This window comes from Streptomyces sp. NPDC052023, from assembly GCF_044548465.1.
GTDB lineage: Bacteria > Actinomycetota > Actinomycetes > Streptomycetales > Streptomycetaceae > Streptomyces.
The window spans coordinates 285,647-297,898 of record NZ_JBIUBW010000008.1 but is presented as its reverse complement, the minus strand read 5'-3'; the positions used below and the strand labels follow the sequence as shown (position 1 = coordinate 297,898).

Below are 12,252 nucleotides of genomic sequence, written 5' to 3'. Positions count from 1 at the left end.
AAACGCCCGGTTACATTTCGAACCCGGAAGCTAAGCCTTACAGCGCCGATGGTACTGCAGGGGGGACCCTGTGGGAGAGTAGGACGCCGCCGAACAAATATTGAGGGAAACCCCGCATCTTCGGATGCGGGGTTTTCTGCGTTCAGGGGCCTGGAAAGGAAAAGGCCTCAGTGACTTTCCCTGAAGGCTCCGTCAGATCACAGACGGCCCGTTGTCTTGAGCGCCAGATACGCGTCTGCCAGCGCTGACGCCAATTCGTCCGGCGTCGCGTCCACCACCGTCACGCCATGTCGGCGGAGTTGTTCGGCTGTGCGGTGGCGTTCGGCTTGGGCCTGGGCCGCGGCTGCGGCGTCGTAGACCGACTCCGCGTCTCCGCGGGAGGTCGCCATGCCGGCGATGTGAGGGTCTGCAACCGAGGCCACGAGGATGGTGTGGCGTTGCGTGAGCTGGGGGAGGACCGGGAGCAGGCCCTCTTCCACCGGGGCCGCGTCGAGGGTCGTGAGCAGGACGATCAGGGAGCGGCGCGGAGCCGTTCTGAGTGCTGTGGCCGCGAGGCCGCGGGCGTCCGTCTCGATGAGTTCCGGTTCGAGTGTCGCCATGGCGTTCACCAGGGCGGGCAGTACGTCGCCTGCCGTGCGGCCCTGGACCGAGGCGCGTACTCGGCGGTCGTAGGCGAGGAGGTCGACGCGGTCACCCGCGCGGGAGGCCAGGGCGGCCAGGAGCAGCGCGGCATCGATGGAGGCGTCGAGACGGGGTACGTCACCCACGCGGCCGGCCGAGGTCCGCCCGGTGTCGAGCACCAAGAGGATGTGGCGGTCGCGTTCGGGGCGCCAGGTGCGTACGGCGACCGTGGTCTGGCGGGCTGTGGCGCGCCAGTCGATCGAGCGGGTGTCGTCGCCGGGGACGTACTCGCGCAGGCTGTCGAATTCTGTGCCCTCGCCTCGCTGGAGGACGCTTGTGCGCCCGTCGAGTTCGCGGAGGCGGGCGAGTTTCGAAGGGAGGTGCTTGCGGCTGGTGAAGGGCGGCAGGACGCGTACCGTCCAGGGCACCTTGTGGGTGCCTTGGCGGGTGAGGAGGCCCAGAGGGCCGTACGAGCGAATCGTCACGCGGTCGGCTTGACGGTCGCCGCGGCGGGTGGGGCGCAAGCGGGTGGTGAGGCGGCGGCGTTCGCCGGCGGGGACAGTCAGGCGGTGCCGGGAGGACGCGACCTCGGTGCCCGGCTGCCAGGCGCTGGGGGGCCAGGCGTCGCGCAGTTGGGCGCGCAGGGTGCGACGGGAGGGGTTGGTGAGGGTGAGCGTGACGTCCGCTGTTTCGCCCAGACGTGCGGAGGTGTCGCCTGAACGGGTCAGGCCCAGGTGCCGCACCGGGGCTGCGAGGGCGTAGTCGCAGGCGCAGGCGAGGGCCAGGGGGCCGTTGACGGCCAGGATTCCTGTCCAGCTGGGCTCCCACAGGCCTACGGGGAGTGCTCCGAGGGCCGCGAGGAGTGCGGCGCGTCCGGTGAGTGCCATCAGCGGGGGACGGGGACGTGGGTGAGGACGGCGTTGATGACGGAGTCGGCCGTCACGCCCTCCATTTCGGCCTCCGGGCGGAGCTGGACGCGGTGGCGGAGGGTGGGCAGGGCCAGGGCCTTGACGTCGTCGGGAGTGACGTAGTCGCGGCCGGTGAGCCATGCCCAGGCTCGGGAGGTGGCGAGCAGGGCGGTGGCGCCGCGCGGGGACACGCCCAGGGTGAGGGACGGCGATTCGCGGGTGGCCCGGCAGATGTCGACGACGTAGGCCGTGATCTCGGGGGAGACCGTGGTCTTGGCGACGGCCGTGCGGGCGGCCTCCAGGACGGCGGCGCCCGCTACGGGGCGTACGCCTGCGGCGCGCAGGTCGCGGGGATTGAAGCCCTCCGCGTGGCGGGTGAGGACGTTGATCTCGTCCTGCCGGGAGGGGAGGGGGATGGTGAGCTTGAGGAGGAAACGGTCGAGCTGGGCTTCGGGGAGGGGGTAGGTGCCCTCGTACTCGACCGGGTTCTGGGTCGCGGCGACCAGGAACGGCTCGGGGAGCGGGCGCGGGGTGCCGTCCACCGTGACCTGGCGTTCCTCCATTGCTTCCAGGAGGGACGACTGGGTCTTCGGGGGCGTGCGGTTGATCTCGTCCGCGAGGAGGAGGTTGGTGAAGACCGGGCCGGGCTGGAAGGAGAACTCGGCGGTGCGGGCGTCGTAGACCAGGGAGCCGGTGACGTCGCTCGGCATGAGGTCGGGGGTGAACTGGACGCGCTTGGTGTCGAGCTCGAGTGCGGAGGCGAGGGCGCGGACGAGCAGCGTCTTGGCGACTCCGGGGACTCCTTCGAGGAGGACGTGTCCGCGGCAGAGCAGGGCGACGACGAGGCCGGTCACGGCGGGATCCTGGCCGACCACGGCCTTGGCGATCTCGGCGCGCAGGGCCTCCAGGGCGGCTCGGGCGGTGCCCGGGTCCCCGGTCTGCCCGGCGTTGTCAGTGGTCGGGTCCATCATGGACGGCGTACCTCTCTTTCGAGGGCGTCGAGTTGGTCGGCGAGGGAGATGAGGGCTGCGTCGTCGCCTGGCGGCGCGCCGAAGAGGAGAGGTTGCAGGGAGTGTCCGTCGCCGTGGAGGTGGGCGGACAGCGCGGGGAGCAGGGCTTCGGGCGCGTGTGCCTGGGCCACGGGGACGCCTACGAGGGGGGCGAGGCGGGTGCGGGTGGTGGAGCGAAGAGCGGCGGCCGCGCGGTCGCGGGCGTTGGCCTTGCGGTAGAGGCGGGCGCGGCCTTCGACGGTTTCGGAGGCACGGATCGCCACGGGGAGTTTTTCGGGCACGAGGGGGCCGAGTCGGCGTGCCCTCCAGAGGGCGGCGAGGGCTGCGGCGATGAAGAGCTGCAGGGTGCCCCAGAGCCAGCCCGAGGGGAGCAGGTCGAGGAAGCTGCGTTCCTCGTCCTGGGCGGTGGTGTCGGCCAGTGAGGGGAGGTACCAGACCAGATGGGGGCGGGAGCCGAGCAGTTGGAGGGCGAGCGAGGCGTTGCCGTGCTCGCCGAGGCGGTCGTTGAAGAGGATGTCCGGTGCGCCGAGGACGACGGTGTCGCCGCCTCCGGGCGCCTCGGGGATGCGGATGAGGCTGGCCAGGCGCTGGCTCGGGTAGCACTTGTCGGCTTCGGGGTGCAGGGCGGTGTAGCGGAGGCCGCCCGTGTCGGCGGCGCCGGCGCGGCGGGCGGGGAGGAAGTCGCAGTCCGGTTCGAGCGTGGACCGGAGGCTGGTGGCGGGGTCCGCGGTGACGCCGGGGGCGAGCTGCTCGACAGAGGCGCTGCCGGCGGCGACGAGGATCGTGCGGCCACCGGATTCGGCCATGGTGGAGCGCAGCTGCGTCTGCTGCGGTTCCGTCAGCAGGTCGGGGACGGCGACCAGGAGGGTGGTGTCGGGGGCGGCTGCGGCGCGCGCTGCCGCCAGTGTGGTGACCACGCGGGTGGACACGCCGCGGTCGGCGAGGAGCACGGCGACGGCGCGGCTGCCTTCGGGAGCGGCGGAGCGCGGGTCGAGGCTGCCGCGGTGCGCGTCGGAGCGGACCAGGGCGATCACGACGGCCCCGGCCAGGAGGAGGACGAGGGCGAGCGCGATGCCTCGCGTGCGGGTCCACACCTGGCGGGGGGTGCGCGCGACCGAGGTGGTGGGGAGCGTGGCCTGCGTGGTCATCCGGCGGCTCCCTGGCGGCTGTTGTGGTCCGCGTTGCGGGTGCTGCTGGTGAGCTGTGGTTTGGCGCGTTCCAGGTCGTGGTCGAGCTCGGCGATGCGGCGGTACGACGGCTCGGCGGCGACGCGTCCGCCGTACGTGACGTCGTCGAAGTCCCGGGCGGCGGCGCGCAGTCGGTCCGCGTGGGAGGGAAGGGTGCGGCCGGCTTCGGCTGCTGCCTCGTCGGCGGTGCGGCCGGGGCGGGCGTCGAGGAGCGCGCGTTCTTCCAGCGAGCGGACGATGGCGCGCATGCGTTCCTGGAGGGCTTGGCTCCAGTGGCCCTGGGCGGCGTGGGCCTCGGCGGCCGCACGGTGTTCGGCGGCGCTGCGCGGCCGGTCGTCGAACAGGGCGGCGGAGGAGGTGGGGCGGCGTCGCGGGGTGCCCAGGCGCCACCACAGGGCGCCCAGGACCGCGAGGACGGCGACGATGATGACGAGGAGGCCGAGCGTGCCCCCGGGGGTCGCGTCGGACGCGAGGCGGAGCAGTTTGCCGAGCCACTCCCAGAAGGTGTCGAGGAGGCGCTGGAAGAGGCCGGGGTCGTCCTCGTGGTACATGCGCTTCGACAGCTCGTGGCGGGCTGCCTCCCTCGCCGGGTCGCGGGGGATCGTCAGCGGCGGTTCGTCGTCGGAGCCGGGCAGCGACAGCACGGAGGTGCCGCCGGTGCGGTGCGGCGGTCGCGCGCTGAGATCGCCGGCACGCAACAAGGCGCGTACGACGGCTTCGTGGGCGCGCGGCAGTGGCACGGCTGTGAGGACCCCCCCGGCCAGGCTCACCGCATCAGCTCCCCGGCGAGGGGTTGGAGGTGCCGGGACCGTAGCCCTGGACGCCGGCGGCACGGGCCAGATCGAGGTCGAGGGCCTCGCGGCGGATGCGCTGGTCGACGTAGAGGAGCACGGTGACACCGGCCGAGATCGGGAACGTGATCATGGATCCGATCACGGAGCCGACGCCGCTGATGATCAGGAAGGTCCAGCCGAAGTCGCCGGTGCCGTCGAGGAATCCGCTGATGCCGTCGCCGCCGAAGGCCGCGGCGAGGAAGGTGAAGGGGATGACGACGATCGCCGCGACGATGTTCGCGATGATCGTGGCGAGCAGCTGGATGCCGAAGACGCGCCACCAGGAGCCGCGGACGAGTTTCGCGGAGCGGCTCATCGACTTGCGGATGCCCTGCTTCTCCAGCATCAGCGCCGGGGAGGCCAGGGAGAAGCGGACCATCAGCCACAGGGCGACGACGGCGGTGCACAGGCTGCCCAGGACGGTGAGTGCGGCGCCGGCGGCGCCACCGCCCGCCAGGGTCACGAGGATGCCGGGCACGGCGCCCGCGAAGGCGACGCCCAGGGCGATCAGGAGCAGCAGGAAGATCAGGCCGAACAGCTTCAGCACGCGCGGACGGGCGTCGCGCCAGGCCTCACCTGTGGTGACGGGCTTGCCGAGGACGGCGCGGCTGGTGACGGTGGTGAGCAGCGCGGTCGCCGCGACGGTGCCGATCAGGGAGATCAGAAAGATGACCCCGGAGCTGAGCAGCGCGTCGCCGAGGGCGCGGGTGAGTTCGTCGAGGGTGGCGTTGGGGTCTTCGAGGGCATCGGTGCCGGCCCGCTGGTCCAGGACGAGGCCCTGGAGCAGGATGACGACGACCTCCGTGGCGATCGCGACGGTGAGGGCGATGCCGAGCACCGTGCGCCAGTAGGTGCGCATGGTGGAGACGGCACCGTCGAGGATCTCGCCGACGCCGAGCGGGCGCAGCGGGATCACGCCGGGCTTGGCCGCGGGCGGCGGGCCGCCCCACTGGCCGCCCCAACCGCCTGCGGGGCCCTGCCAGTTGCCGTACCCGCCGCCGTGGCCGCCGGGGGGCTGGTGGCCGCCCCAGCCCGGGCCGGGCGGTGGGGGCGGGGGAGCCTGGCCGGGGGGCGGCGGGCCGGTGGGGGCGGACCACTGGGCGGGTGGCGGCTGCTCCTTGGACCACTTAGCGCCGGAGTCAGGCCCCTGAGGGCCTGGCTGGTCCTCGGGCTGCGACGGCTGCGCGGGGCGGGGCCGGTCGGCCGGCTCGGCAGGGCCGGACGTGCCGGGCTCCTGCCCGTCGGACGGGGCGGATCCGGGCGAGGCCCAGCCCGGAGTGTCGTTCATCGTCGCTCCTTCACGGTGCCCGACCGCTGTCGCGGCGGCAGGTTGGCAGACATCGTGCCATGGGGCGTTCACCCAGGGACCGGCCGAGGTATGGGTGCCACACCTTCAATTGTCCGTCGTGGAGCGGGCAGACTGACCGCATGGCTGATCAGTACGCGCAATCCGGCGAGGACAAGTCCACCGGTAGTCCGGCGATCCGCTGGGACGAACCCCCCGAAGGCCCTGTCGTGGTCCTTCTCGATCAGACGCGGTTGCCCGCCGAGGAGGTCGAACTGGTCTGTACCGACGCCCCCGCCCTGGTGGAGGCGATCAATTCGCTCGCCGTGCGGGGAGCGCCGCTGCTCGGCATCGCGGGCGCGTACGGCGTCGCGCTCGCCGCCGCGCGCGGCTTCGACGTGGAAGAGGCCGCGGTCGCGCTGACCGGCGCCCGGCCCACCGCGGTGAACCTCTCCGTGGGTGTACGCCGGGCACGGGCCGCGTACGACGCCGCGCTCGCCCGCGGGGCCGGCACCGAGCAGGCCGCCGCGGCCGCCCTGGCGGCTGCCCGGCAGCTGCACCGGGAGGATGCCGAGGCGAGTGCGCGGATGGCCGAGCACGGGCTGGCACTGCTGGACGAGCTGCTCCCGGGCGGTGGGCACCGGATTCTCACCCACTGCAACAGTGGGTCGCTGGTGTCGGGCGGGGAGGGTACGGCGTTCGCCGTGGCGCTCGCCGCGCATCGGGTGGGACGGCTGCGGCGGCTGTGGGTGGACGAGACGCGCCCCCTGTTGCAGGGGGCCCGGCTCACGGCGTACGAGGCGGCCCGCAGCGGCATGGCGTACACGCTGCTCACGGACAACGCGGCGGGTTCGCTGTTCGCTGCGGGGGAGGTGGACGCGGTGCTGATCGGGGCGGACCGCATCGCGGCCGACGGCTCGGTGGCGAACAAGGTGGGGAGCTATCCGCTCGCCGTTCTGGCGCGCTATCACCATGTGCCGTTCATCGTGGTGGCGCCGGTGACGACGGTGGACCAGGAGACCACGGACGGGGCGTCCATCGAGGTCGAGCAGCGGCCCGGGTACGAGGTGACGGAGGTCGCGGCGCCCCATGTGCCGGTGACGGGCGCGGGCGGTGGGGTGCCGGTGGCGCCTCTGGGGACGCAGGCGTACAACCCGGCGTTCGACGTGACACCGCCGGAGCTGATCACGGCGATTGTGACGGAGGAGGGTGTGGTGTCACCTGTGACTGCTGAGGCGCTGGCAGAGATGTGTGAGAGGTCGCGGGGCGCGGCCGTCAGCTGAGGGGATGGGGGATGGGGGATGGGCGCGGGTGACGGGGGCGCTTGAGCTCGGACGACGAGGTCTGCTTGATCTCGGACGGCGAGGTCTGCGTGGTCCCGGGCGACGGTCGGACCGATCTCGGCCTGATCTCGCCCGGGGCTCGGCCCCGTCGTCGCGGTGCTTTGTGGCTGGAGGGGCCGGTGACATCTGATCGAGGGCAGACAGTAGTGGCCCCATACGACTATCGTCACAGGCCAGTGAGCCTGCTCACCTGCGCCTCCTTCACCGTTATGAGAATGGGATGATGTCGTTTATGAAGGGACGAGTCCTTGTCGTCGACGACGACACCGCACTGGCCGAGATGCTCGGCATTGTGCTGCGTGGTGAAGGTTTTGAGCCGTCTTTCGTAGCCGACGGCGACAAGGCGCTGGCCGCGTTCCGGGAGGCCAAGCCCGACCTGGTGCTCCTCGATCTGATGCTGCCCGGACGGGACGGCATCGAGGTCTGCAGGCTGATCCGGGCGGAGTCCGGAGTGCCGATCGTGATGCTCACCGCGAAGAGCGACACGGTCGACGTCGTCGTGGGGCTCGAGTCCGGAGCCGACGACTACATCGTCAAGCCGTTCAAGCCCAAGGAGCTCGTGGCCCGGATCCGGGCACGGCTTCGCCGGTCGGAGGAGCCCGCGCCCGAGCAGCTCGCCATCGGTGACCTGGTCATCGATGTGGCGGGGCACTCGGTGAAGCGCGAGGGCCAGTCGATCGCGCTGACGCCGCTGGAGTTCGACCTGCTGGTCGCGCTGGCCCGCAAGCCGTGGCAGGTGTTCACCCGCGAGGTGCTCCTGGAGCAGGTGTGGGGTTACCGGCACGCGGCGGACACCCGCCTGGTCAACGTCCATGTGCAGCGGCTGCGCTCCAAGGTCGAGAAGGATCCGGAGCGGCCGGAGATCGTGGTGACCGTCCGCGGTGTCGGTTACAAGGCCGGGCCGAGCTGACATGTCCAGGGACAGTGCCGCTTCGGCGCCCGGCAGGTCCGGGGCCCGCGCGGGGCGGCCTGTCGGCCGGAAGGCGGCGGGCTCCCGCTGGGGACGACTCCTGGAGAGCGGGCTGCTCCAGGGCGGAGTCCAGGGCAGCCCGGTCCTTCGCCTGTTCATGCGCTGGGTGCGGCGTCCGCTGCTGCCCGTCATGCGGCTGTGGCGGCGCAATATCCAGCTCAAGGTCGTGGTCACGACCCTGCTGATGTCGCTGGGTGTCGTGCTGCTGCTCGGCTTCGTCGTGATCGGCCAGGTGCGCAACGGTCTGCTGGACGCCAAGGTGAAGGCGTCGCAGAGCCAGGCCACGGGCGGGTTCGCGGTGGCCAAGCAGCGGGCCGACGAGGCCGCGAGCGGCACCGGCGAGGACCCGTCCACGGTGGACGGGTCCTCGCAGAACGTCATCCAGTGGATGAGCGACCTCGTCTCCTCGCTCTCCAGCGGTGGGCAGGGCGCGTTCGACGTGGTGACGCTGCCCGCGGGTGACAACAGCGGCAGTGGGCGCGGTCCGCGTGCCTCCGGCGGCGTCGACCCCAACACGAGCGTGCCGGAGGACCTGCGCGCCCGGGTCGACGGCAGTACGACGGCCGCGCAGAGCTACACCCGGATCATCTACAGCGGCGACAAGGGCTCCCAGCCCGCACTGGTCATCGGCAAGGAGGTCAACGACCCCAACGGTGATCCGTACCAGCTGTACTACCTCTTCCCGCTCACGCAGGAGGAGAAGTCGCTGAGCCTGGTCAAGGGCACCCTCGCGACGGCCGGCCTCTTCGTCGTCGTACTCCTCGGGGCCATCGCCTGGCTGGTGGTGCGGCAGGTCGTGACGCCGGTGCGGATGGCGGCCGGGATCGCCGAGCGGCTGTCCGCCGGGCGGCTGCAGGAGCGGATGAAGGTCACCGGTGAGGACGACATCGCGCGGCTCGGCGAGGCCTTCAACAAGATGGCGCAGAACCTTCAGCTGAAGATCCAGCAGCTGGAGGACCTGTCGCGGATGCAGCGGCGGTTCGTGTCCGACGTGTCGCACGAGCTGCGGACGCCGCTGACGACCGTCCGGATGGCCGCCGACGTCATCCATGAGGCGCGTGAGGACTTCGACCCGGTGACCGCGCGCTCGGCGGAGCTGCTCGCCGATCAGCTGGACCGGTTCGAGTCGCTGCTTGCGGATCTGCTGGAGATCAGCCGCTTCGACGCGGGTGCGGCGGCGCTGGAGGCCGAGCCGATAGACCTCAGGGAGGTCGTCCGGCGAGTGGTCAGCGGGGCCGAGCCGCTCGCCGAGCGCAAGGGCACGCACATACGCGTGGTGGGTGATCAGCAGCCCGTCGTCGCCGAGGCCGACGCCAGGCGGTTGGAACGGGTGCTGCGCAATCTCGTCGTCAACGCGGTGGAGCACGGCGAGGGCAAGGACGTCGTCGTCAAGCTCGCCTCGGCGGGCGGGGCGGTCGCGGTCGCGGTGCGTGACTACGGCGTCGGGCTCAAGCCCGGTGAGGCGACCCGTGTCTTCAACCGTTTCTGGCGGGCGGACCCGGCACGCGCGCGTACCACCGGCGGTACCGGCCTGGGGCTGTCCATCGCCCTGGAGGACGCCCGCCTGCACGGGGGCTGGCTGCAGGCGTGGGGTGAGCCTGGTGGCGGCTCGCAGTTCCGGCTGACGTTGCCGCGTACCGCGGACGAGCCGCTCAGAGGCTCGCCCATACCGCTGGAGCCCAAGGACTCCCGGCGGAACCGGGGCCTCGACGATGCCGGGCTGCCGCGTGGCGGGGAGAAGACCGCGACCGTGCCGGCCCAGCCCACGGGCAGCGGTCAGATGACCGCGCGTGACCCGATCGCACCCCGGCTGGCCGCCGTGGCCCCGACGGCCGACCCGACGGCGCTGCCCGGCAGCGGCGCGCGTGTCGTGCCCCGGCCCTCAGGAGGGGCGCGGGTGCCGGACGAACAACCGGTCGTGGAGACGGCACGCAGTACGGCCGCGACCGGTGGGGTGGATGCCGGGCCGGAGGAGTTGAACGATCAAGGGGAGGCATTTCGTGGGCGCTGACCGCGAGGGGGACTCCCGGCGCACGCCGGGACGCGCGGTGGCGTACGTCGCGTGTGGCGCCGTACTGCTGTCGGGGTGCGCCTCGATGCCCGACAGCGGGGACCTGAGGGGTGTGGAGTCGACTCCGCGCCAGGAGACGCAGGTGCGGGTCTTCCCGATGCCGCCGCGCGAGGACGCGACGCCCTCGGAGATCGTGCAGGGTTTTCTGGAGGCGCTGACCAGCGATGATCCGCACTATGCGACGGCGAAGCAGTATCTGACGGCGGCGGCCGCCAAGACATGGCAGCCCGAGCTGTCCACCACGGTGCTCGCGGACGGGCCGGACACCGAGGCGAACTCCGTGGGGACCCGGGACGACGGGGCCGACTTCTCGTTCGCGCTGACCGGCGCCAAGGTCGCCCTGGTGGACGCGCAGCAGTCGTACACGCCGACCGAGGGCTCCTACAGCAGGCCGGTGCACCTCACACGGGACAAGAAGAGCGGGCAGTGGCGCATCGACGGGCTGCCGCAGGGCGTCGTCATGGGCCAGTCGGACTTCCAGCGCAACTACATGTCCGTCAACAAGTACTACTTCGCCTCCGACGCGGCGGTGGGCGCTGCCTCCCAGCCCGCGGCGGTCGCCGACCCGGTCTATGTGCGCCGGCGCGTGGACCCCATGACGCAGATCGTGCGCTCCCTGCTCAACGGGCCGACGACCTGGCTGGGGCCGGTCGTCAGGTCGAGTTTCCCCACCGGTACGACGCTGCGTAAGGGCGTCGGCGCGCTGACACCCGACGACCAGAACCGGCTGACCGTGCCGCTCAACGACAAGGCGGCCCGGGTCGGGCCGGCCAAGTGCAACGAGATGGCCGCCCAGTTGCTGTTCACCCTGCAGAACCTCACACCCGCGGTGGACGAGATCGAGCTGCAGGCGGGGGACACGCAGTTGTGCGTGCTCAACGAGGACGGGGCCGCGACCGTCGCCGCCCGCGGGTCCGCCGGGCGCACCGACTATCTGTACTTCGTCGACGCCGAGCACCGGCTGGTCCGGATCCCGGCCGGCAGCCAGAGCGCCAGCGCCGAACCGGTACCGGGAGAGCTGGGCGAGGGCGTGCGGGCACTGCGCTCGGCGGCGGTGTCGCGTGAGGAGGACACGGCGGCCGGCGTCGCTCTGGACGGCAAGGCGCTGTACGTCGGTTCGCTCGCGTCGGGCGGTTCGCTCGGGGAGCCGCTGGTGCGCAGTACGGGCCGGACCGAGAAGGACCGGTTGACCACGCCCAGTTGGGACGCGCGAGGCGATCTGTGGGTGGCCGACCGCAACCCGGACGACTCGCGGCTGCTCATGTTCCCGGAGGGCAAGGGGGAGCCGGTCGAGGTGGAGGTGCCGCGGCTGAGCGGGCGGATCCAGTCCGTGCGGGTCGCGGCGGACGGCGTCCGGATCGCGCTGGTCGTGGAGAAGGACGGCAAGCAGTCCTTGCAGGTCGGGCGGATCGAGCGGGGGGACAAGGACCAGGTGACCGGCGCGACGGGGACCTCGGTACTGGAACTGCGCTCCGCCGCACCGCAGTTGGAGGAGGTCACCACGATGTCCTGGGCCGGTGACGGGCGGCTCGTGGTGGTGGGGCGCGAGGAGGGGGGCGTACAGCAGATGCGGTACGTCCAGGTCGACGGCTCCATGCCGGAGGTGCCGGCGCCCGACGCGCTGACCGGGGTGAAGGAGATCGCCGCCTCGGAGGACGACGGGTTGCCGCTGGTGGCTTACTCGGTGGACGGGATCGTGCGGTTGCCGGACGGGGCGCAGTGGCAGACGGTGGTGAAGGACGGGTCCGCGCCGGTCTATCCGGGGTGAGTGAGGGTTGGGCCTTCGGCGTCGTGGGGTGGTGAGGGGCGGGGTTTCACCGTGGGGGTGGGGGGGCGGCTGTTCGCCGCGTGCGCCACACGGTGAATGCGTGGGGTCGGAGGCGGCTGTTCGCCGCGTGCCGCCGCAGGGCGAACACCTGGGCTTGAGGCATGGCTGTCCGCCGCTGGCCACTACGCCATACGGCGAGAGCAGCTGTGACTCGGCGGCCCAGGCGGACGGCCGTCCACCAGCGCTCCCCGACGGC

The 12,252-nt window shown here is 72.1% G+C and carries 9 protein-coding genes and 1 rRNA gene; 5 read left to right on the top strand and 5 right to left on the bottom strand.

Going from position 1 to position 12,252, the window contains the following annotated elements; translation table 11 throughout:
• Nucleotides 1-95, top strand: a 5S ribosomal RNA gene (gene rrf / locus ACIHCM_RS19410); the annotation flags it as partial.
• Nucleotides 96-197: 102 nt separating this feature from the next.
• Here the strand turns inward: rrf and ACIHCM_RS19405 are convergent.
• Genes ACIHCM_RS19405 through ACIHCM_RS19385 form a run of 5 tightly spaced genes read right to left on the bottom strand, consistent with a single transcriptional unit; the run spans nucleotide 198 to nucleotide 5,847 of the window.
• The gene (locus ACIHCM_RS19405; RefSeq protein WP_399897165.1) at nucleotides 198-1,508 is read right to left on the bottom strand and encodes a DUF58 domain-containing protein; all 1,311 of its coding nucleotides are present in this window, start codon (nucleotides 1,506-1,508) and stop codon (nucleotides 198-200) included.
• Nucleotides 1,508-2,497 carry an AAA family ATPase gene (locus ACIHCM_RS19400; protein ID WP_399897195.1) on the bottom strand — a complete coding sequence of 330 codons (990 nt, stop codon included), beginning with the start codon at nucleotides 2,495-2,497 and terminating at the stop codon, nucleotides 1,508-1,510. Before ACIHCM_RS19400 ends, ACIHCM_RS19405 begins: the two co-directional genes overlap by 1 nt.
• Nucleotides 2,497-3,687, bottom strand: coding sequence for a DUF4350 domain-containing protein (locus ACIHCM_RS19395; RefSeq protein ID WP_399897162.1), 1,191 nt, complete (start codon nucleotides 3,685-3,687; stop codon nucleotides 2,497-2,499). Before ACIHCM_RS19395 ends, ACIHCM_RS19400 begins: the two co-directional genes overlap by 1 nt.
• Nucleotides 3,684-4,496, bottom strand: coding sequence for a DUF4129 domain-containing protein (locus ACIHCM_RS19390; RefSeq protein WP_399897159.1), 813 nt, complete (start codon nucleotides 4,494-4,496; stop codon nucleotides 3,684-3,686). Before ACIHCM_RS19390 ends, ACIHCM_RS19395 begins: the two co-directional genes overlap by 4 nt.
• 4 nt (nucleotides 4,497-4,500) lie before the next feature.
• On the bottom strand, nucleotides 4,501-5,847 hold the full coding sequence (locus tag ACIHCM_RS19385; RefSeq protein WP_399897156.1) for a glycerophosphoryl diester phosphodiesterase membrane domain-containing protein: 1,347 nt from the start codon (nucleotides 5,845-5,847) through the stop codon (nucleotides 4,501-4,503).
• A gap of 140 nt (nucleotides 5,848-5,987) precedes the next feature.
• Between ACIHCM_RS19385 and mtnA the strand changes: the two genes are divergently transcribed.
• From mtnA to ACIHCM_RS19365, 4 genes are all read left to right on the top strand, one after another.
• Complete coding sequence (mtnA, locus tag ACIHCM_RS19380) at nucleotides 5,988-7,127, top strand: S-methyl-5-thioribose-1-phosphate isomerase (protein WP_399897153.1); 1,140 nt, start codon at nucleotides 5,988-5,990, stop codon at nucleotides 7,125-7,127.
• Between the two features lie 280 nt (nucleotides 7,128-7,407).
• Nucleotides 7,408-8,097 (top strand): two-component system response regulator MtrA, encoded by a 690-nt coding sequence (gene mtrA, locus ACIHCM_RS19375; RefSeq protein WP_187281934.1) that lies wholly within the window; start codon nucleotides 7,408-7,410, stop codon nucleotides 8,095-8,097.
• A 1-nt stretch (nucleotide 8,098) separates the two neighbouring features.
• Nucleotides 8,099-10,168 carry an MtrAB system histidine kinase MtrB gene (gene mtrB / locus ACIHCM_RS19370; protein WP_399897150.1) on the top strand — a complete coding sequence of 690 codons (2,070 nt, stop codon included), beginning with the start codon at nucleotides 8,099-8,101 and terminating at the stop codon, nucleotides 10,166-10,168.
• Nucleotides 10,158-11,996 (top strand): LpqB family beta-propeller domain-containing protein, encoded by a 1,839-nt coding sequence (locus ACIHCM_RS19365; protein WP_399897147.1) that lies wholly within the window; start codon nucleotides 10,158-10,160, stop codon nucleotides 11,994-11,996. Before mtrB ends, ACIHCM_RS19365 begins: the two co-directional genes overlap by 11 nt.
• Nucleotides 11,997-12,252: the final 256 nt, after the last annotated feature.